Raw genomic sequence first — 19221 nt, 5'->3', positions numbered from 1 at the left:
GGCGGCTTTGCCGCTGATTTCCGCCGCTCATAATCGCTTTGCTGAATTTCGCAATTTCCTAATTGTGGCTTGGCGGCTATAGGCCCCAGCCATCTAGGGAAACAAAGGGCCGGTTACGCGCTTATGAAAATTTCCGAACTGGCCGACTGGATGACCAGAGGCGGCGACGCGCGCATCGTGCTCGATCCCCAGAGCGGCCTGAACCGCTATCACAGCGCACCCTATCCACGCGACGTGCTCGCCTTTGCATCATCGACCGCGAACGATCTCAGCGCCGATGCGATGGCGTTCCTCGAAAACGAGTTTGCAAGTGGGGCAGCAAAGCTGGAATCGGGCGAAGATTATGCCGCCTATCTTGATGTCTTGCGCAGCCGGGTCTCGGCTGCCTATCGTCTGCCAACCGGCACCGACATATTCTTCGCGCCTTCGGGAACGGACCTTGAATATGTCGCACTGCTTGCCGTTGCGGGGCGCAAGCCGAACGGCATTGCCAATCTGCTGCTCGGCGCGGATGAAGTCGGCTCGGGCTGTATCCACAGCGCGGCTGGGCGGTATTTCGCCAACGAAACCGCGCTCGTCGCCAATGTTAAGCCGGGTCAGGACATTAAAGGTTTGCCGCCCATCGAGATGGGCGATTTCCCTGTGCGCAACCCCGAAGGCGAGGCGTTTGATAGCGAAAGCCTGACCGGGCAGATGGAAACGGCAATTGCCGACGCGCTTGCGGCTGGCCGCTATCCGCTGGTGCATGTTGTCCATGGCTCCAAGACCGGGCTGGTCTTGCCGCATCTCGACGATATCGATCGCTTGCGATCCAGGTTCGGAGACGATGTGGCATTTGTCGTTGATGCCTGCCAGGCGCGGATCACCACGCAGGCGATCCACGATTATCTGGCGCGCGGGATCATTGTGTTCCTCACCGGATCAAAATTCATGGGCGGCCCGCCGTTCAGCGGTTTTGCATTGCTGCCTTCCGGGATGGTTGCTTCAACCGCCCCACTCGCGGCAGGTATGGAGAGCGTATTCCGTCGGGCCGAAGTTCCGGTCGGCTGGGCTGGTGCCGATGCCCTGCCCGACAGCGGCAATGCTGGCCTTGCGTTGCGTCTTTCCGCATCACTTTTCGAACTGGAGCGTTTCCAGCAACTCAGCATCGAACGCGTCACGCGTGTCGTTTCTGCCTTCAACCAAGCTGCAGGTCGGCTGGCTGATCAGTTGCGCGCGCGCAAGGTGGCGGCGGCCCCCGCCGAGGACGCGGCGGAAGAGCAGGAGCATCCAATCGAGATGCAAACGCTAGTGACGCTCGACCTGTGCCATGACGGTGCGGGTGCGGTCAGCCGTACGCTCGATTTTGACGCAGCGGTTGCGATCCACAAGGCGATGACCGCAGATGGTGTGCGGCTTGGCCAACCGGTGCGGTGCGTCAAGCTGGCTGACGGGCGCTGGGGGGCGACGTTGCGGGTAGGGCTTTCGATGCCGCAGGTCGTTCGGCTCGACGGTGTTGGCGATGCAGAAATGGCGGAGTGGCTGCAAAGCGCCATGGACCGGATCGCCGCGGCGCTCGAACCGCGGCTCGGCTGAATTCAGGCTACGCGCAACCGTTCGAGGAACGCGGCGCTTGCCTCGCGCAGGCTTTGCGCACGCGATTCCATTTCCCGCATAACCTGATGCATCTCGTCCGCGACCTCGCCGACGCGCAGCGCATCCTGGTTCACTTCGCGGCTTTGCGTGCGGACCTCTTCTGCATCGCGGGCGGCATGTTCCGCATTGTCGCCAATCTCGCGCGTCGCTGCCTGTTGCTGCGATATCGCAGCGGCGATATTGCCAGCGCCGAGGTGCACATGGTCGATCCGTTCGACCACGGAATCAACCTTTTCGGCGGTTGATGACATCTGGGTACGGATATCGTTGACGGTGCCCGATACCGAAGCAATGGCCTGGTGCGTCTGGCCCGCGAGCGATTTGACCTCTTGGGCGACGACCGCAAAGCCGCGCCCCGCTTCGCCCGCCCGCGCCGCTTCGATCGTGGCGTTGAGCGCGAGGAGGTTGGTCCGACTGGCAACGTCCTCGATGATGGCTGCAATCTCGCCAACTTTGTTGGCATCTTGTGCCAGTTTCTCGATCGCCGCGCTGCTTGCCCGGCTGCTGTCCGTGGCGGCATTGGCTGCATCTACCTGCTCGCCCACTTGCTCGGAAATGGCTTGTGATGCATCGCCAAGCTGGCGGGCGGCCCCTGCAACCATCTGGATCGCGTTGCTCATATTCTCCGCCATGATCGCCATTGCATCGGCCCGGTTGCGGGTTTGCACACCGATAGAGGCAAGTTGCCCCGCTGATTCACCGACTGACCCGATTGCAGAATGGATGGCATCGACCGTCAGCAACACCGACCGTTCGAACTCCGCGGCCAGTTGCTCCATCTCTGCCTGTCTTTGGCGGTCGGCTTTGACGCGGGCTTCGGTTTCTGCCTGCTCGGCGCGCTTGCGTTCAGCCTCGATTTCGTCGCGACGTTCGCGTTCCTGTTCGTAAAAGTCAGCGCGGGCGTGCGCAAAGGCGTGGGCATCGTCGATTGATTGCATGAACGATCGCCATTGGCGCATCGCGATGCGGTGCAGGGCAAAGCCGTAAATCGCTATCGCTGTATAAAAATACCAGGGCAGTTGCTCGTCGGAAAGGAGCGGGCCTGCAACGCCACCAGCTGTAACGATGATCAGCCAGGCGAGCATCGAACGGGGAAGGCAGAGGAAGGTTAGCGCGCCGACTCCGACTAAGCCGAATGCCGTCGCTCCGGCGAGTACATGGTTGATATCGCCATGCACCGACCAAAGATCGCATATCAGCGCAGCCCATGCCACAGCCCCGATCGCGACATATTCGACAAACCGGTTCCGCAATTTATTAAGGACTACGCCATTGTCGTCCGCATCCACATCATAGTTTTGCAACGCCAGATGTTGCCGCAATATCAGCGACTGCGACAGCAAGACAAAGGGCAAGCCGACAATCGAGAAATAGGGAATAGTCAGTGTCGCGAGCAAGGCAGTGGTCGCGGCGTAAAACAGCAATGCTGTCAGCATGATGGCGACATTGGAGGCCGACGCCGCCTTTAGCTGTGCCAGCAAAATTCCGCGATTTTCGCCACTTTCTCCACGGCGCAGCATCTCCAACTCATCGCCGAAATCGGTGATGATGGCGAACAGATCGCGATACTTGCCGAACTTATCCATCCTGGATCCCGCAACGTTACGGGTCGGCGTTGGCACAAACTTCCGAAGGAAATATTAACTATGCGTTCGCCGCGTTCATTCTTCGCAACTGCTATCTGGCCTGCTGCGCAGTAAAGGCGAGGATATCATCGATCACAGGAGCCTTGCCGCGAAACGGACGCGCAATCGCCATAATGATCCCGCTGTGCGTCACTCCGGGATAGAATTCGGTGTGGGCGGAGCCTTTGCTTTCGGCAATTCTCTTCGCCAACACCTTGCTGTTGCGCGGTTTGACGGTGGTATCGGCGTCGCCTGTGAGCAGCAGCATCGGCGGGGCATTGCCATTGGCGAAATGTATCGGTTGTGTCTCTTCGGGCTTCGGCCAGTGGCCCAGTGCGTCGCGCGCGGCATCGCTGGTAAAGGGGTAGAAATCATAGGGGCCGGCCAGGCCGATGATTCCCGCAATGGCAGATGAGTCCAGTCCGTGCGCTCCCAGCCATTTCGGATCAAGCGCTGCAAGCATGGTGATGTGCGCACCCGCACTGTGGCCCATGACGAACAGCCGATCCGGATCGGCGCAGTCACGCTTGCCAAGTTCGCGTCGGGCGCTGGCGATGGCTGCAGCAGCATCGTCGATGAAGTCGGGGAAGCGGTGCGCAGGCGCCTTGCGATAATCGGCGATGAAGGTGATGAAGCCGCGTGCCGCGAATGCCCGGCCAACAAAGGCATAGCTTTCCCGGTCACCATCACGCCAAGAGCCACCATGGAAGAATAGCAGCGCCGGATATTTGGTGGTGCCGCAATGGGCCGCCTCGTCCGCCGACGCGCCAGCCGGGAAATATATGTCATAGCGCTGCTGCGTGCCTGACGGATCTCCATAGGCCAGCCCGCGCAGGATCGGACCGGTTGCATCGCCATGGCCGGGCCACCAGCGGTCTGCCAGTTCCAACTGTGCAGGGCCCGCCAACCGATAGAACCAGATTCCGGCTACCGCGATCAACAGGCAGGCCACCAAAAGAAAGGTCTTCATCATGGCGAAGCGATACCCGATGCCGCGCAAAAGAAAAGGGCGACCCGTGGGCCGCCCTTTTGCAAATTCCGGTTTGGAACCGATTAGCGCTTCGAGAACTGGAAGCTGCGGCGGGCCTTCGCCTTACCGTACTTCTTACGTTCAACCGTGCGGCTGTCGCGGGTCAGGAAGCCTTCGGCCTTGACGGCGCTGCGCAGTGCGGGTTCGAACTTCGAAAGCGCCTGGGCGATACCATGCTTTACGGCACCAGCCTGGCCCGAAAGACCACCACCCTTGACGGTGGCGACAATGTCATACTGGCCAACGCGGTCGGTTACGTCGAACGGCTGGTTGATGACGAGGCGCAGCGTCGGGCGTGCGAAATAGACGGTCTGGTCGCGGCCATTGACCACGATCTTGCCGGTGCCGGGCTTCAGCCAGACGCGGGCAACCGCATCCTTGCGGCGGCCGGTTGCATAAGCGCGGCCCTGCGCATCGACTTCTTTTTCGCGCAGCGGGGCTGCGGGCGCTGCCGGAGCCGAACCTTCGGCACCCAGCGTCTGGAGATCAGCGAGCGATTCTACGGTGTCGGACATTATGCACCCACCTTGTTCTTGCGGTTCAGGGAAGCGACGTCGAGCACCTTGGGCTGCTGGCCGTCATGCGGGTGTTCGGTGCCGTTGTACAGGTGCAGGGCACGCATTTGCTGGCGACCGAGCGGACCGCGCGGAACCATGCGCTCAACAGCCTTCTCGAGCACGCGCTCAGGGAAACGGCCTTCGAGAACCTTGGCAGCGGTGACGCCCTTGATGCCGCCGGCATAACCGGTGTGGCGATAGTAAACCTTGTCGCCCAGCTTCTTGCCGGTGAACTTCACCTTGTCGGCATTGATGACGATGACATGGTCACCGCAATCAACGTGCGGGGTGTAGCTCGGCTTGTGCTTGCCGCGCAGGATATTGGCGATAATCGTCGCAACGCGGCCGACAACCAGACCATTGGCATCAATGATGTGCCAATCTTTCTGGACGTCCTGCGGGCGGATCGACTTCGTGACTTTGGACAGCGTTTTCATGGCTGCTGTTCGAACCTCCGATAGGGATTTGGTGCCAAAGGGAATCGAATCCCCTTCAGCGGACGGGCGTTATTGGCTTGGCGCGCGCCGATAGTCAAGCAAATGCATGGGTTTTCGGGCGGGTAAAATAATACCCTACCGCTTGGTTTCGGCTTTTGCCCACTCCACAAAGGGTGCGTGCGCGGCTGAAACCGGCCAGGCCAAAACAGCGGGCACATCATAGCGATGCAGCTGTGCAATGCGATCAATCGCCGCCTGTTGCAGGTCCGCCCGGGTCTTGAACAGCACGGGATGTTCTTCGCTGGTCTCTATCTCGCCCTGCCAGCGATAATGCGAAATTACTGGTGCGAGTCGGTTGGTGCAGGCGACCAGTCCTTCCTCAAGCAGCGTCCGGCAACAGTCATGCGCCTCGCCAGCACTTGGGAACAGGGCATAGACAATCGCCAATTCCGTCATTTTGGTCCGTCAGTTTCTTTCCATCCCAGCCGGTGCGCACCCCAAACGGTGGAAGCGACCACCAGCGCGCCCACCGCCTGGTGCATAACGGCCAACACAATGTTCATGTTGGTCATTACCGTTGCAATCCCTAACAAAATCTGCGTCCCGAATGCTGAATGGATGGCGATCGAAGCAGACCGTGCGCCGGCCTTTTTGAGGCGCCGCGCCATGATGACGAGCGCAGCCACAGCCACCCATGCCCACCAGCGATGGATGAAGTGGGTCAGGAAAGGATCATGGGTCAGCGCGAACCACGCTCCTTGGCTCCAATCCACGCCTTCGGGATAGAGCTTGCCATTCATCAAAGGCCAGCTGTTTGAGACATAGCCGGCATTGAGGCCAGCCACCCAAGCGCCGAACAGCAGCTGGATGAACAGGATCAGCAATATGGTTAAGCTGAAGCCGGTCAAGCGGGCCGGTTTGTTGGCGCCGGTGCGGGCGAGGTGCCGCAAGTCAAGCGCGGTCCAGATCAAACCGCCCATGATGAACAGGGCCGTCAAAAGGTGTACCGCAAGACGATAATGGCTGACATCAGTACGCTCGCTAAGGCCGGATGATACCATCCACCAACCAATGGTTCCTTGTAGCGCACCCAAAGCCAGCAGCGCAAGCAAACGGCCTTTATAGCCTTGCGGGATTTGCTGCTTCATCCAATACCAAGCAAGTGGCACAGCGAAGGCCAGCCCGATCACGCGGCCCAGCAGGCGATGGACCCATTCCCAGAAATAGATGAATTTGAACTCGGCCAGCGTCATTCCGGCGGGGCCGTTGATCTCCAGATATTCGGGGATCTGTTTGTACTTTTCAAATTCCGACATCCATTGCGCTTCGTTCAGCGGGGGTAGGGCGCCGGTCACGGGTTTCCATTCGGTAATTGAAAGCCCGGATTCGGTGAGCCGGGTGATCCCGCCGACAATCACCATCAGGAATACAAGAGTGGCAACGGCGATCAGCCAATTGGCCAGTTTCAGGGGTGCGCCAACGCTGAAAGACGCAGGGGGAGAAGCGTGCTGCATGGGCGCGATATGATTGTCACACGCTGACAAAGCAATAGAGGGTTTCGCATAGGTATGCGCGATTTTTTTCGGTTTCCTGCACAAGGCCTTAGCTCGCATTTACAAGTGTTTACAGTGTTGCAGGATGGCAAAAGCAAATAAAATACGCTAAAAGCGTAATTATATAACGCGCCTTAGAAATCATATTTTCAAGCGCTGCAATGATTTACGCAATTTTTGGATGTGACAATGAGCGGCATGGCAGGCGGCTCGCTTTCAAGCGCGCCCCAGGGACAAGTTATAGATTTCGAACATGCAGAGCTGCGGCGCGTACCTTTTCAGGATTCGCTGTATCTCTGGGTACGGGCGAAGATTGGCGATGGCTTTGAAATGCGTCTTGCGCCGCGTGTCTATCACGAACGGCCGGACTTTTGGGGGATTGAGGTTGTCGCCTTTACGCCGACCGGAATGCGCGATTTTTCGGATTCGACGGCTATGGCGGGTTTGACGGAACGATCGGTGCCGCTCGTAGGGATTACAGGAGTACGCGGCGTCAATGTCATCGGTGCCAGCCAGACGCTCCAGATCGAGATCGACAACGGGTCCTTATAGGGTCGCATCCCGTTGTCATGGGGAAGGGGCGGACTGGTTGCCATGCAAATGGCTGCACCTCAATTCAGGTCCGCCCCTGAACCCAGTTCTATAGACCCACCGCTTCTGCAACGATCGCTGGCGTCAAAATTTGTGGCAGTTCACGCGCCTCGCCGTTCGCCGGATAAAACAGGTAAAGCGGAACACCTGATCGGCCATGATCGGCAAGGAAACGGGCAATGGCGGCGTCGCGGCGGGTGAAATCCCCGACCATGACCGTGATGCCTTTATCGCGGTACAGCGCGATGGTTTCTTCACGATTGATAGCCGCGGCTTCGTTGACCTTACAGGTCACGCACCAGTCAGCAGTGAAGTAGAGGAATACCGGGGTACCGCGTGCGCGCAGTTCTGCCAGTTCGCGCGCGTCGAATTTCACCGCCCCCGGAAAGTCGCCCTCCGACGCCTTGGCCTGGCTCGGCGCATCAGGAAGCAAAGCATTACCCGCGGCGATCAAACCGCCTGCACCTAGCGCCAGCAGCAACGGTGCGTAACGAAGCCGACCGCTGGTGAAACGATAGGCGGCCAGCAGCAACATCATCAGAGTGGCTGCGAACAGGCCAATCCAAAGGCCTTCGGCTCCTGCAAGCCGCGAAAGCAACCACAATAGCGCCAAAGCCGTAAGTCCCATCGGCAGCGCCATCGATTTGCGGAATCGATCGAGCCAAAGCCCTGGTTTTGGCAACAGCCTGCGAAGCGTTGGGACAAAAGCGATCAACAGGAAGGGAAGCGCGATGCCAAAGCCAAGCGCGGCAAACAAAGCCATGGCTTCCGCCGTTGGCAACAGGATCGCCGCCCCCATAGCGGCAGCCATGAAAGGTCCGGTGCAAGGTGTCGCAACGACCGATGCCAGCACGCCTGTCCAGAATGAACCTGCAACACCCGGTTGCGTCGCCTTGTTGGCACTCACCGCGAATCCGGGTAATTCAAACAGGCCGGCAAGATTGGCGGTGATCGCGACCATCAGCACCAGCAATCCCAACACGACCGGCGGTTCCTGCAACTGGAATGCCCAGCCAATCTCTTCACCTGCTGCGCGCAGCGAAAGCATGATGCCACCCAATGCCAAGCAGCTGAGCAGGACACCTGCAGTGTAGGCGATAGCCTCTACCCTTGCTTCACGACCATCGCCGCCAGCTTTGGCCAATGTCAGTGCTTTCAGGCCCAGTATCGGAAAGACGCATGGCATCAGGTTCAGCAATACACCGCCCAGCACTGCGCCGAGCAATAACCAAGGCAATGCCGGCAGCTTTGCCGCAGGATCTGAAAGTTTGTCATTCGCGGCAAGGGTGGTGACGCTCTCCCCACCCTCCGGAACCAGGCCTTCAATCGAGTTTATCAATATACCCTGCCCCGGTGCGAAGCGCAGCAAGCCCTCAATAGGTCCGGCCTGTCCCTGCCGCTCCATTTCAATCACCAGCCAATTGCCGACACGGCGGGCCTGTTGCGGCGCGGCGTAGCGGATGCGGTCGGTGGTCAAGGCGAAGAAATGGGGCCGGTCTAGCGGCGCGCTTGCCGGATAGGGAATGGCAAGGTTGTAGCGGTTGCCGCTTATGGCATATCGGGCGGGCTGGTCGAGCGGGACGGGGATCGCCGAACGCCATTGGTCAAACTGACGCCGTTGGCCGGCTTCGATGCTGCCATCGCCAGCGCGCAACAAAAGCGCGAAACGATCCTGCTGCGGAACGCAGATGGTGTCCGTGCAGGCCAGCCAATTGGCAATCACAGCGACCGGGAGTGTGCTCCCCGCCGTTAGCGACCTATCGAGTTTCAGGTCGATAAGGATTGTGTGTGGATCCTCATAGACATGGTTCATCAAGCCGCCGATCAGCAGCGGTTTGGGGACCGGGAAACGCGGCTTCCCGGCGGTCACACCTTTGGGCAATGTCCATTCCAGCTGCAGCCCCAATCCTGCATCACCGGGATTTTCCCAATAGCCATGCCAGCCGGGCTCTGGCTCAAAGACAAAAGCAAGCGTCACATTGTTGCCGGGCGCGGGCTGCTGGGTTTCGGCAACCAGCTTTGCCGGAACGTGCAGTTCCTGCGCGGCCAAGGTCTGGAAACCGAGAAGTGCGAGCGCAACCAGAAACCATCGGAACAGCATGGGGATCAACCGGTGATGGCCTTTACTGCTTCCAAGAACACCACCATGCCGACTGGCTTCGAAAGATAGGCCTTTGCGCCAGCCCCCAGGATGCGTTCTTCGTCGCCCTTGCCGGCATAGGCCGTCACTGCCAGCACCGGAATCGGTTTCAGGTCGGGCTCGCTTTGCATCGCCTCGATCAGTTCCAGCCCGCTGACATGCGGCATCTGGATATCCATGATCACCAGGTCAGGCACAAAGGCGCGCATCCGGGCAAAGGCTTCGCGCCCGTCGCGTACGCCCTCCACCTCAAACTGGTGCGCGCGCAACAGATCGGTGAACAATTTGAGGTTCAGCTCATTGTCCTCGACGATCAGAACCTTCTTGCTCACCCTGTTTCCTCAAACTTTGGCAATTTTGCTGCCTAGGCAGGCCTGCCGGTTTCGCTTAAGCGAAAGCCATGCCGGAAACAAATGCGAAAAGCTTTGGCCAAATTCAAGACGACCCAGCATCGCTCGCGCTTGCTGCGCTGGGCTGGATCCTTGCCGACGCCGACCGAGCGACGCGGATGCTTGCGCTCACCGGGCTGACGCCCGACATTTTGCGCACCGCCATATCAGAGGCGCCGACACTTGCGGCAATCCTTGCTTTCCTTGAAGCGCATGAGCCCGATCTTGTTGCCGCTGCCGATCATGTCGGCGTTTCCCCCAAAGCGCTAGTCAGCGCGCGAATGGAGCTTGAAGCATGAGCCGCCCTTTGTTGATTTCCGATTGCGACGAAGTGCTGCTGCACATGGTCGTACCTTTCCGTGACTGGCTCGATGAAGTGCACCACATCCATTTCGATCTTATCCATGGCGATTGGGGCGAGGCCTTGCGCCACAAACATGATGGCACGCAGGTCGAGCGCGGCCATGTCTGGAACCTGCTCAACGGATTTTTCCTCACCGAAATGCACCGTCAGCAGGCGATTGAAGGCGCGGTTGACGCCATCAACCGCATCGCTGAAGTTGCCGATGTCGTTATCCTCACCAATCTTATGGACCATCACAACCAGTCGCGTGTCGAACAATTGCGCGCCGTCGGTATTGATGCCCCAGTGTACACCAACCAGGGCGGCAAGGGTGAGGCGCTGGCGCGGATCATCGAACAATATAATCCCAGCACGGCCGTCTTTGTGGACGATCTGGGTCACCAGCATGACTCGGTTGCCGAGGCGCTGCCCGAAGTGTGGCGGCTGCAATTTGTCGGGGAACCGATATTGTGGCAGCGCGTTCAGGCTTCGCGATCAGCGCATGCCCGCATCGACCTTTGGCACGAGGCCGAACATTGGATCACCGAAAAGCTGCTCTCGGGCAGCCCAGCCCCCCTCATCCAGAAAGAAACCGCATGATCGAAGCCCGCCTCGCCGAACTCGGCATCACCCTTCCCGAACCCGCTGCACCGGTCGCATCCTATGTCGCGACGGTCGAAACCGGCGGGCTGCTCTATATTTCGGGGCAGGTGTCATTTGTTGATGGAAAGCTGATGACCGGCAAGGTCGGCGACACCCGTAGCGAGGAAGAAGGGGTGCTCGCGGCGCAAGGCTGCGGATTGATGCTGATCGCGCAGATGAAAAAGGCCTTGGGTTCGCTCGACCGCGTGGAGCGCATCGTCAAGCTTGGCGCCTTCATCGCGTCCACGCCCGATTTCACTGCGCAGCCCAAGGTCGCCAATGGCGCATCCGACCTTATGGAAGCGGTATTTGGCGATGCCGGCAAACATGCCCGCAGCGCTGTCGGCGTTCCCGTATTGCCACTCGATTCGACGGTGGAAATCGATGCGATAGTCGCGGTGAAGCCCGCTTGAGGTAAGCGATATGGCGGAAGGCGAAGCGCCCGACGACGCGGTCATTGCCCAGATAGCCGAATCGGTTTCGGCACTTGATGCCGGGCAGTGGGATGCGCTCAATTGTGCAGCCAATCCGTTTGTCGGCCATGCTTTCCTTGCCGCGCTCGAGGAATCGGGCAGTGTCGGGACGGGAACCGGCTGGTCACCCGCGCCAATCGTTATACGCGATGCGGATGGCCAACTGGCGGGCGCGCTTCCCGCCTATTTGAAATCGCACAGCCAGGGCGAATATGTTTTCGACCATGCCTGGGCCGATGCCTATGAACGGGCTGGCGGACGTTATTATCCCAAGCTGCAGATCGCTGCGCCCTTCTCTCCGGTCCCCGGCCCTCGCCTGCTCGCACGCGACGATGAAACCGCGTTGAAGCTGTTGCGCGCGGCGGAGAGCGTTGTCTTGCAGAACGGGCTGTCATCCGCCCATGCTACCTTTGTCGACACTGCGCAGCTCGACTTGTTCCGCAAGGCCGGCTGGCTGATCCGGTCGGGAACGCAATTTCATTGGTCGAATGATGGCTATGCCAGCTTTGACGATTTTCTTGCAACGCTCGCCTCGCGCAAAAGGCGGGCGATCCGCAAGGAACGGGCAGGCGCGCAGTCAGCCGTCGACATAGAGATTCTGCGCGGAGACCAGATCCGGCCCGAACATTGGGATGCCTTCTGGATCTTCTATCAGGATACTGGCGCGCGCAAATGGGGCCGGCCTTATCTGACCCGAGCCTTTTTCGACGTAATTGCGGAAAGCATGCGCGATAGCATCGTGCTGTTCCTCGCCCATCAGGGCGGACGGCCGGTGGCGGGCGCGCTCAACCTGCTCGGCCCTGATTGCCTCTATGGCCGTTATTGGGGTTGCACTGAGGACATCCCCTTCCTCCATTTCGAGCTGTGCTATTATCAGGCCATCGACTTTGCCATCGCGCACGGCCTTGCGCGGGTTGAGGCCGGTGCGCAGGGGGAGCATAAACTGGCGCGCGGATACCTGCCCGTGACTACCTGGTCGGCGCATTTTATCGCCGATCCCGGCTTCCGGTCGGCAGTTGACGATTTCCTGATCCGCGAGCGCAGGGCAGTCGAGCGTGAGCAGGAATTCCTGGGCGAACTGGGCCCCTTCAAACGCGGTTAGTCGACCGAGGTAATCCCCCGCCAGCCGACGAAGCGCGCCTTGTTGCCCAGCACAAAGCGGTTGCACGCGAGCGCAACCAGCACGCAGGAAACCAGCACCATCAGCATAACATCGATATAATGCACGCCGCCCAGCCCATAATGCTGGTAGAATGTCTCGCCCTCAAAAATCCTGCCCGGTTCGTAGAGGACAAAGGTGTGCAAGGCATATGCCGCGACACCAAACACCAGCCCCGCGATCGCGGCCTTGGCATCGACATTGCGGAACAACAGCCCGACGATGAAGGCCGAAAGGATCGGCATCGAAGACAGCCCGTTCAGTTGCTGCAGCAGGTCGATGATGCTTTTGGCGCTTTCGAATGCGGGCACGATCAGGATTGAGCTGATGGTCAGGATGGTGCTGACGGTGGCCGCAAGCCGCCAGTGATTCTTCACCTTGGCGACAAACTTGTCGTGGAAGTCGACCGAGTAGAGCGCCACCGAACTGTTCAATATCGCTGCTGTATGCGCAATCACTGCCGCCGCCATCAGCGATGCGAAAGCGCCTGACAGCCACGTCGGCAGGACATGCGCGACGATGCGGCCATAGCTTTTGTCGCCAATCGGCCCAAACAACTTATACGCCACCACACCCGGCACCGCGACGATGAGCGGGATGATCAGGATGCGGATGGTAGCAGCGGCGAGCACACCCTTTTGCGCCTCGCGCACCGTCGGTGCGGTCATCGCCTTTTGGGTGATGTTCTGGTTGGTCGACCAATAGAATATCTGGATGAACAGCATCCCGGTGAACAGCGTGTGGAATGGAATCTGCGAATCCGGTTGGCCAATCATCGACAGCCGTTCCTCGGGTATTCCGGAAAGATCCCAGCCTATGGCGTTCATCGCAAGGATGACGACGAGCAACGCCACTGAAAGCATGCCGATACCCGAATAGGTGTCGACCACCGCGACCGCCTTCAGCCCGCCCGTAATCGTGTAGATCGCCGCCATGATTGCCATCGGGATGGCGAAGTAGAGCAAGGGCCAGTCGACCCCGAACATCGATTTCAGGAACAGGCTGCCGCTGTAGAGCGAGGCGGGCAGGTAGATCAGGATGTTGCCGACGAGGAAAAGCAGCGAAATCACCGTGCGGATGCTGCCGCCATTATATCGCCGCTCGAGAAGCTCGGTCACAGTCGTGCAGTTGTTGCGATAGTAAATGGGCACAAAGACAAAGGCGAGGATCATCAGCCCGACGAAACCCGAAATCTCCCACCAAGCGAGCAGCAGCATCTGCCCGCCATTCATCCCGACCAATTGCTCGGTCGAAAGGTTGGTGATGGTGATCGCGCCGGCGACATAGAGCCAGCTCAGCCCGCCGCCTGCCAGGAAGACATCCTTGCCCGATCCGTCATGCTCGCTCGGGCCGCTGCGCACCTTTGCGTAAGTCGCCAGGCCCAGCGCCAGCAGGATTGCGATAAAGATCGCGACCTGCAGACCGTCGATCGATGATGCGGCAGTCTCCATTTTCCTCTCCCCTTTATCCGCTGTCTGCCGCATAGCGGATGACATCGCAACCCGAACGAGATGCAGCAAAACATGAAACTGGGTGTCTGCTATTATCCTGAACATTGGCCCGAAAATGTCTGGGTCGATGATGCGCGGCGAATGGCGGAGATGGGCTTGTCGCGCGTGCGCATCGGCGAATTCGCCTGGAGCCGCATCGAGCCCGAACCGGGACGCTATGATTGGGGCTGGCTCGATCGGGCGATTGAAACACTGCACCGGCAGGGGCTTGGAATCATCCTCGGCACGCCAACAGCAACGCCGCCCAAATGGCTTGTCGACCGCATGCCCGATATGGTCGCACTGGACGAGGATGGTCGCCCGCGCGGCTTCGGCTCGCGCCGCCATTATTGCTTTTCGCACCAAGGCTATCAGGCCGAATGCGATCGCATCGTGATGGCGCTGGCCGAACGCTATGGCGAGCATCCCGGCATCGTCGCATGGCAGACCGATAATGAATATGGCTGCCACGATAGCGCGGTCAGCTATTCCCCGGCCGCCGCCGAGGCGTTTCGCTATTGGCTTGCCAATCGTTATGAAACGATCGGGGCGTTGAACGAGGCGTGGGGCAATGTGTTCTGGTCGATGGAGTATCGCACCTTCGCCGAAATCGACTTGCCCAACCTTACCGTGACGGAGGCAAACCCGGCGCACTGGCTCGATTTCCGCCGCTTCTCGTCCGACCAGGTTGTTCGCTTCAACCGGCGGCAGGCGAACATTTTGCGCGCCTGCTCCCCCGGGCGCGACATCATCCACAATTTCATGGGCTTCTTCACCCAATTCGATCATCACGCTGTCGGGGCCGACCTCGACGTCGCTAGCTGGGATAGCTATCCGCTCGGCTTCCTCGAGCAATTCTGGTTTTCGGAAGAAGAGAAGCGCAGCTATTTGCGGCAAGGGCATCCCGATATCGCAGCCTTCCACCACGATCTCTATCGCGGCTGCCAAAAACACGGCCGATGGTCGGTCATGGAGCAGCAGCCCGGGCCGGTGAATTGGGCCCGATTCAACCCCGCGCCCCTACCCGGCATGGTGCGCCTCTGGACCTTGGAAGCAATGGCGCATGGTGCCGAGATGGTCAGCTATTTTCGCTGGCGGCAATTCCCCAAGGCACAGGAACAGATGCACGCAGGCCTGTTACGCCCCGACAGTGTCGAGGATGTCGGCGGCGGGGAGGCACGCCAGGCTGCCGCCGATATTGCGGCGATTGGCGATGCAGGTCCGCCGCCCAAATCGGTCGCACTGCTATTCGATTATGCGGGCGACTGGGTGACGCAGATCCAGCCGCAAGGCCGGGGATTCAGCGCCTTGCGCATGGCGTTCGATTATTATTCGGCGCTGCGCCAGTGCGGTTTCGACGTCGATATCATATCTCCCCAAGCCGATTTTGCAGGCTATCGGATGCTCATCATCCCGTGCTGCCCGATTATCGGCGCGGATGTCGTCGAACGCCTGCGCGCCTTCGATGGCCCTGTGCTCATCGGCCCGCGCAGTGGAAGCAAGACGACCAATCTCTCCATCCCGGCAGAACTGGCCCCCGGCGGATTACAGCAACTGATCCCCTTAAAGGTAACCCGCGTGGAATCGCTTCGTGACGGGGTCGAAGAGCAAGGCGAAGGCTTCGCCATCAGCCGCTGGCTCGAACATGTAGAAAGCAATCTCGAACCGGAAATCCGCCTCAGCAATGGCCGGGGTATCGTCTGGCGTGAGGGAAGCGTCCGCTATCTTGCTGGCCATCTCGATGCGGCGCTGCTGCGTGATGTAATCGGCCTCATGGCGGGTGATGCGGACATGGTAGTCGAAGACCTGCCAAGCGGCGTGCGGACGCGTCGTGCCGGGATGCTGCGATTTGCCTTCAACTATGGCACGCAGGCGCAGCAACTCTCAGTGCCGGAGGGGGCGGAGCTGCTTTTGGGCTCAGCCAGGATCGAAGCTGCCGGAGTTACCGTCTGGCGCGAATAACGCCAGTCAGCGGATGATTTCGCCGCCCTTCATCACATGGTCGACGACCTCAAGTGCCGAGATATCGGCGAGTGGATCGGCTTTCACCGCGACCAGATCTGCGTACCGCCTCGGTGCGATGCTGCCCAGCTCGGCTTCCTTGCCGAGCAATTCGGCGGCGCGGATGGTTGCGGATTGGATCGCCTGCATCGGTGTCATCCCGTAACGCACCATATATTTGAACTGCCGACCGTTCACTCCATGCGGATAGACGCCGCTGTCGGTTCCATAGGCGATCTTCACGCCCATCTTCACCGCCTTGGCAAATCCCTCCCGCTGGACATCGGTGGTCTCACGGTTCTTGCGCAGATATTCTTCGGGCCAACCCTCTTTGGTGCCGATATCGTCGATATAATCACCATTGTAGATATCCATCACCAGCCAAGTGCCGCTGGCTTTGGCGAGCGCCAGTGCTTCGTCGTCAATCAGGCTGGCATGTTCAATTGAGCGCACCCCAGCGGCAATCGCGTTCTTGATACCCAGTGCGCCATGCGCATGCGCGGTCACATAGACGCCGCGCTTGGCTGCGGTATCGACAGCAGCCTTCATTTCCTCGACGCTCAATTCAGGCTCGCCGGGTTCGGTGCCGATGGCGAGGACTGCACCGGTGGCAATGAGCTTCAGGAAGTCGGCGCCCTTGTCGATGAAGAATGTGGCTTTCTCGGCAGCCTGCACCGGGCCGACCGAAACGCCATAGCGCATGTCTTCGGGCAATTTGTCATTGTCGATGACACCGTTGAGTTCACCCCCGCCTCCGGGCTTGGTGATGTAACCCCCGGCCACGAACATGCGTGGGCCGGGCACACGGCCCGCGTTGATTGCATCGCGCAAAGCAATATCGGTCAGCCCGCGATAGGTTCCTACATCGCGCACTGTAGTGAAGCCAGCCATCAGCGTATCGCGCGCATTTTTTGCGCCGATAAGCGCGGTGGCGGCAGGCGAAGTTTTCAGCGGCAGCGCGACATCGGCATCCTGCCCTGCATCGGCAAGGTGGGTGTGCAGGTCCATCAGCCCGGGCAGCACGGTATAGGCAGACCAGTCAATCGTCCGGATATTTTCAGGCTGCGGCTTGCATGGTTCGACCGCGCTGATCTTGTCTGCCTGTATCGCAATGCAATGACCGGTCAGGACGGTGCCTTGGGCAACATCGACTATGTGCCCTGCAACGACATAGCTGTCCACCGATGTCGGTTTCTGGGCAGAGACAGGAAGTGCAGCAGCGGCGGTGAGCGCCAGAGCAAAAGCGAGGCGCATCAGCCCTTCTTGGTGATGCGTTCGATTTCGCGCGCCACCATCGCCTCGACGATGCCGGGCAGGTTGGTGTCGAGCCATTCCTTGAGCATCGGCTTCATCAACTCGCGGGTCAGCCCTTCGAGCGAGGTTTCGCCCGAGCGCACAATCTGCGGCGCGACGCCCGGTTCGGATAGCGTCTGCAGGACCGAGAAACTCTGGCGCAGGCTTTGCGCCTTGTCGGTGTCGAGCAATTCACCCTCGGTTTCGTCAGCCGCTTGGGTCAGCTCCAATATGTCGTCTTCTTCGCTTTCATCGCGGCGGCTATCGCGCGCCGGGCGACGCGAGTTGATGGCGCGCGAACGGTCTTCATCGGCGATGATCTTCTTGATCGAAGACAGGATCGCTTCCATCGATGGTTCGTTCCGATCATTTGCCATAGCGTTCCGCCTTGCCCCTGATTCCCTCAATAGCGAGGTAATGGTTCTATTTCAGCCTTTTGCGCAGGTGTGTCAACCGTGCGGGTGGCCTTGGCAGTGGGATCGGGCTTCGACGACCAGTCGCTCCAGCTGTTCTTCACCGCATCATATTCGGCGACCGGATCATACAGCGGGCCGCCCTCAAGGCCAAGATCGCGTGCTTCCGCACGGCCCATCGAGGCGAGCAGCGAAAAGCCAGCGACATAGGCGTTGCGGCGCGCCGTTACGAGCTGGACCTTGCTGTTGAGCAGTTCCTGCTCGGCGTTCAGGATGTCGAGGATGGTGCGGTTGCCGACGCTGTTTTCAGCACGGGTACCCTCCAGCGAAAGCTCGTTTGCGGCGACGGCACGCTCGGAAGCACTGATCACGTCCTGCGCCGCTTTCCAGCTCGCATAGGCCGCGCGGGTTTGCGCAATGGCTTCGCGCTCAGCCGCAATTTCCTGCTCAATTGCTTGCCCCATGCGCGCCTGCGCCTGACGGATTTGCGCGGCAGGCTGGCCGCCCTGATAAAGCGGCAGGCTTGCCCGTACGCCGACCTGCGCCGAGGTTGATGTCTTGTCGAAAGCGGGAAGTGTGCCCGAATCGATGCTGCCCAGGTTGTTTGAATAATTGCCCGCGCCAAAGCCAATCACCTGCGGCAGGCGACTGGCTTCCGCACCCTTGCGGTCGTAACGCGCGGCTTCGCGCAATTCCTTCGCGGCAATAAGGTCCGGATTGTTTTCTAGCGCTACACTGACTGCGCTGTCGGGCGAATCGGGAAGGTTGGGCAGCGGCGGCGGCGCTTCCAGATTTTCCGGCGGCTTTCCGACCAGCTGAATGTAGATTTCCTTGGAACGGATCAGGTTCGCACGCGCGGCTTCGAGGCTGCTGGTGGCCAGAGCGAGGCGTGCTTCCGATTGGGCGACGTCGGTACGGGTCAGATCGCCAATTTCGAACCGGTCGCGGGTGGCTTCCAGATTGACCTGCAGCACACCGACTTGCGCGCGGTTCAAATCGACAATCGCTTCGTCACGGATCACGTCCATATAGGCGGCGACTACGGCAGAGAAAATCGCGCTTTCGGTTGCGCGCAATCCTGCAATGCCTGCCTCTACGCGGTTTTCCGCGGCCCGAACGGCATTCTTGACTGCACCGCCAAGATACAGCGGAACGGTGACGTCCGCACGCCCGTTCAATGTCCGATCGGGGGTGAAGTTCGTGCCGTTCGATCGCGGGAACAATTCGCTATAGCTGCCGCTTGCCTGCACATCGGGGCGGCCATTGGCTTTTGCGATCGGCACGGCCTCATTCGCAGCCTTTTGCCCTTCGCGCGCGCCGGTCAATGTCGGGTTGGTCTGGTAGGCAGTAGCCAGCGCATCGCGCAACGAATCTGCCGTAGCGGGTGTGGCGACCGAAATGGCACCAGCGCCGGCGGCAATCAGCAATAGCGTCCGCATTGTCCCCCTGA

19 protein-coding genes are annotated in these 19221 nt (G+C 59.9%); 7 read left to right on the top strand and 12 right to left on the bottom strand.

Annotation, left to right across the window (positions count from 1 at the left end; all coding sequences use genetic code 11):
- Positions 1 to 123 precede the first annotated feature (123 nt).
- Complete coding sequence (locus ACFSAG_RS04685) at positions 124 to 1575, top strand: hypothetical protein (RefSeq protein ID WP_381511833.1); 1452 nt, start codon at positions 124 to 126, stop codon at positions 1573 to 1575.
- A 2-nt stretch (positions 1576 to 1577) separates the two neighbouring features.
- On the opposite strand, the gene ACFSAG_RS04680 is transcribed toward ACFSAG_RS04685, so the two are convergent.
- From ACFSAG_RS04680 to ACFSAG_RS04655, 6 genes are all read right to left on the bottom strand, one after another.
- A complete protein-coding gene (locus ACFSAG_RS04680; protein WP_381511830.1) occupies positions 1578 to 3221 on the bottom strand; it encodes a methyl-accepting chemotaxis protein in 1644 nt (547 codons plus the stop codon).
- Between the two features lie 91 nt (positions 3222 to 3312).
- The gene (locus ACFSAG_RS04675) at positions 3313 to 4233 is read right to left on the bottom strand and encodes an alpha/beta hydrolase (protein ID WP_381511827.1); all 921 of its coding nucleotides are present in this window, start codon (positions 4231 to 4233) and stop codon (positions 3313 to 3315) included.
- Positions 4234 to 4313: 80 nt separating this feature from the next.
- Positions 4314 to 4805 (bottom strand): 30S ribosomal protein S9, encoded by a 492-nt coding sequence (gene rpsI / locus ACFSAG_RS04670; RefSeq protein WP_374611828.1) that lies wholly within the window; start codon positions 4803 to 4805, stop codon positions 4314 to 4316.
- On the bottom strand, positions 4805 to 5284 hold the full coding sequence (gene rplM, locus ACFSAG_RS04665; RefSeq protein WP_381511824.1) for a 50S ribosomal protein L13: 480 nt from the start codon (positions 5282 to 5284) through the stop codon (positions 4805 to 4807). Before rplM ends, rpsI begins: the two co-directional genes overlap by 1 nt.
- A gap of 135 nt (positions 5285 to 5419) precedes the next feature.
- A complete protein-coding gene (gene cutA, locus ACFSAG_RS04660; protein ID WP_374611824.1) occupies positions 5420 to 5740 on the bottom strand; it encodes a divalent-cation tolerance protein CutA in 321 nt (106 codons plus the stop codon).
- A complete protein-coding gene (locus ACFSAG_RS04655) occupies positions 5737 to 6798 on the bottom strand; it encodes a COX15/CtaA family protein (RefSeq protein WP_381511820.1) in 1062 nt (353 codons plus the stop codon). Before ACFSAG_RS04655 ends, cutA begins: the two co-directional genes overlap by 4 nt.
- A 228-nt stretch (positions 6799 to 7026) precedes the next feature.
- On the opposite strand from ACFSAG_RS04655, the gene ACFSAG_RS04650 reads away from it, so the two are divergent.
- Positions 7027 to 7389, top strand: a complete 363-nt coding sequence (locus ACFSAG_RS04650) for a hypothetical protein (protein WP_381511819.1) — start codon at positions 7027 to 7029, stop codon at positions 7387 to 7389.
- A gap of 88 nt (positions 7390 to 7477) precedes the next feature.
- Here ACFSAG_RS04650 and ACFSAG_RS04645 read toward each other — a convergent pair whose 3' ends face one another.
- A complete protein-coding gene (locus ACFSAG_RS04645) occupies positions 7478 to 9529 on the bottom strand; it encodes a protein-disulfide reductase DsbD family protein (protein ID WP_381511816.1) in 2052 nt (683 codons plus the stop codon).
- 5 nt (positions 9530 to 9534) lie between these two features.
- Complete coding sequence (locus ACFSAG_RS04640; RefSeq protein ID WP_374611819.1) at positions 9535 to 9900, bottom strand: response regulator; 366 nt, start codon at positions 9898 to 9900, stop codon at positions 9535 to 9537.
- A 68-nt stretch (positions 9901 to 9968) separates the two neighbouring features.
- Between ACFSAG_RS04640 and ACFSAG_RS04635 the strand changes: the two genes are divergently transcribed.
- From ACFSAG_RS04635 to ACFSAG_RS04620, 4 genes are read left to right on the top strand one after another with little or no spacing between them, the layout of a single operon-like run.
- Positions 9969 to 10256 (top strand): DUF3572 domain-containing protein, encoded by a 288-nt coding sequence (locus ACFSAG_RS04635; RefSeq protein ID WP_374611817.1) that lies wholly within the window; start codon positions 9969 to 9971, stop codon positions 10254 to 10256.
- Complete coding sequence (locus tag ACFSAG_RS04630; RefSeq protein WP_381511812.1) at positions 10253 to 10900, top strand: HAD family hydrolase; 648 nt, start codon at positions 10253 to 10255, stop codon at positions 10898 to 10900. Before ACFSAG_RS04635 ends, ACFSAG_RS04630 begins: the two co-directional genes overlap by 4 nt.
- Positions 10897 to 11355 carry a RidA family protein gene (locus ACFSAG_RS04625; protein WP_381511809.1) on the top strand — a complete coding sequence of 153 codons (459 nt, stop codon included), beginning with the start codon at positions 10897 to 10899 and terminating at the stop codon, positions 11353 to 11355. The genes ACFSAG_RS04630 and ACFSAG_RS04625 overlap by 4 nt, the downstream gene beginning before the upstream one ends.
- A gap of 10 nt (positions 11356 to 11365) precedes the next feature.
- Positions 11366 to 12517, top strand: a complete 1152-nt coding sequence (locus ACFSAG_RS04620; RefSeq protein WP_381511806.1) for a GNAT family N-acetyltransferase — start codon at positions 11366 to 11368, stop codon at positions 12515 to 12517.
- On the opposite strand, the gene ACFSAG_RS04615 is transcribed toward ACFSAG_RS04620, so the two are convergent.
- Positions 12514 to 14025: a sodium:solute symporter family transporter gene (locus ACFSAG_RS04615; protein ID WP_374611810.1), complete on the bottom strand. Its 1512-nt coding sequence runs from the start codon at positions 14023 to 14025 to the stop codon at positions 12514 to 12516. The two genes, ACFSAG_RS04620 and ACFSAG_RS04615, sit on opposite strands and share 4 nt — an antisense overlap.
- Positions 14026 to 14085: 60 nt before the next feature.
- Between ACFSAG_RS04615 and ACFSAG_RS04610 the strand changes: the two genes are divergently transcribed.
- The gene (locus tag ACFSAG_RS04610; RefSeq protein WP_381511804.1) at positions 14086 to 16026 is read left to right on the top strand and encodes a beta-galactosidase; all 1941 of its coding nucleotides are present in this window, start codon (positions 14086 to 14088) and stop codon (positions 16024 to 16026) included.
- 6 nt (positions 16027 to 16032) lie between these two features.
- Here ACFSAG_RS04610 and ACFSAG_RS04605 read toward each other — a convergent pair whose 3' ends face one another.
- Genes ACFSAG_RS04605 through ACFSAG_RS04595 form a run of 3 tightly spaced genes read right to left on the bottom strand, consistent with a single transcriptional unit; the run spans position 16033 to position 19210 of the window.
- Positions 16033 to 17319: a Xaa-Pro dipeptidase gene (locus ACFSAG_RS04605; RefSeq protein ID WP_381511801.1), complete on the bottom strand. Its 1287-nt coding sequence runs from the start codon at positions 17317 to 17319 to the stop codon at positions 16033 to 16035.
- Complete coding sequence (locus tag ACFSAG_RS04600) at positions 17319 to 17735, bottom strand: DUF2497 domain-containing protein (protein WP_374611804.1); 417 nt, start codon at positions 17733 to 17735, stop codon at positions 17319 to 17321. Before ACFSAG_RS04600 ends, ACFSAG_RS04605 begins: the two co-directional genes overlap by 1 nt.
- 26 nt (positions 17736 to 17761) lie before the next feature.
- Positions 17762 to 19210: a TolC family outer membrane protein gene (locus ACFSAG_RS04595; RefSeq protein WP_374611802.1), complete on the bottom strand. Its 1449-nt coding sequence runs from the start codon at positions 19208 to 19210 to the stop codon at positions 17762 to 17764.
- Between the last annotated feature and the right edge of the window lie 11 nt (positions 19211 to 19221).

This window comes from Sphingorhabdus buctiana (genome assembly GCF_042680825.1).
GTDB classification, from domain to species: domain Bacteria; phylum Pseudomonadota; class Alphaproteobacteria; order Sphingomonadales; family Sphingomonadaceae; genus Sphingorhabdus_B; species Sphingorhabdus_B buctiana.
The sequence above is the reverse complement of the archived record's forward strand: the minus strand, read 5'-3'. Positions and strand labels throughout refer to the sequence as shown.

Bases quoted from the DNA above. Each gene is read 5' to 3' on its own strand.
- ACFSAG_RS04605 (WP_381511801.1), bottom strand. From the start codon at position 17,319: ATGCGCCTCGCTTTTGCTCTGGCGCTCACCGCCGCTGCTGCACTTCCT.
- ACFSAG_RS04675 (WP_381511827.1), bottom strand. From the start codon at position 4,233: ATGATGAAGACCTTTCTTTTGGTGGCCTGCCTGTTGATCGCGGTAGCC.
- ACFSAG_RS04625 (WP_381511809.1), top strand. From the start codon at position 10,897: ATGATCGAAGCCCGCCTCGCCGAACTCGGCATCACCCTTCCCGAACCC.
- ACFSAG_RS04655 (WP_381511820.1), bottom strand. From the start codon at position 6,798: ATGCAGCACGCTTCTCCCCCTGCGTCTTTCAGCGTTGGCGCACCCCTG.
- ACFSAG_RS04630 (WP_381511812.1), top strand. From the start codon at position 10,253: ATGAGCCGCCCTTTGTTGATTTCCGATTGCGACGAAGTGCTGCTGCAC.
- ACFSAG_RS04600 (WP_374611804.1), bottom strand. From the start codon at position 17,735: ATGGCAAATGATCGGAACGAACCATCGATGGAAGCGATCCTGTCTTCG.
- ACFSAG_RS04650 (WP_381511819.1), top strand. From the start codon at position 7,027: ATGAGCGGCATGGCAGGCGGCTCGCTTTCAAGCGCGCCCCAGGGACAA.
- ACFSAG_RS04635 (WP_374611817.1), top strand. From the start codon at position 9,969: ATGCCGGAAACAAATGCGAAAAGCTTTGGCCAAATTCAAGACGACCCA.
- ACFSAG_RS04595 (WP_374611802.1), bottom strand. From the start codon at position 19,210: ATGCGGACGCTATTGCTGATTGCCGCCGGCGCTGGTGCCATTTCGGTC.
- rplM (WP_381511824.1), bottom strand. From the start codon at position 5,284: ATGAAAACGCTGTCCAAAGTCACGAAGTCGATCCGCCCGCAGGACGTC.
- ACFSAG_RS04685 (WP_381511833.1), top strand. From the start codon at position 124: ATGAAAATTTCCGAACTGGCCGACTGGATGACCAGAGGCGGCGACGCG.
- ACFSAG_RS04645 (WP_381511816.1), bottom strand. From the start codon at position 9,529: ATGCTGTTCCGATGGTTTCTGGTTGCGCTCGCACTTCTCGGTTTCCAG.
- cutA (WP_374611824.1), bottom strand. From the start codon at position 5,740: ATGACGGAATTGGCGATTGTCTATGCCCTGTTCCCAAGTGCTGGCGAG.
- ACFSAG_RS04610 (WP_381511804.1), top strand. From the start codon at position 14,086: ATGCAGCAAAACATGAAACTGGGTGTCTGCTATTATCCTGAACATTGG.
- ACFSAG_RS04620 (WP_381511806.1), top strand. From the start codon at position 11,366: ATGGCGGAAGGCGAAGCGCCCGACGACGCGGTCATTGCCCAGATAGCC.
- ACFSAG_RS04615 (WP_374611810.1), bottom strand. From the start codon at position 14,025: ATGGAGACTGCCGCATCATCGATCGACGGTCTGCAGGTCGCGATCTTT.
- rpsI (WP_374611828.1), bottom strand. From the start codon at position 4,805: ATGTCCGACACCGTAGAATCGCTCGCTGATCTCCAGACGCTGGGTGCC.
- ACFSAG_RS04680 (WP_381511830.1), bottom strand. From the start codon at position 3,221: ATGGATAAGTTCGGCAAGTATCGCGATCTGTTCGCCATCATCACCGAT.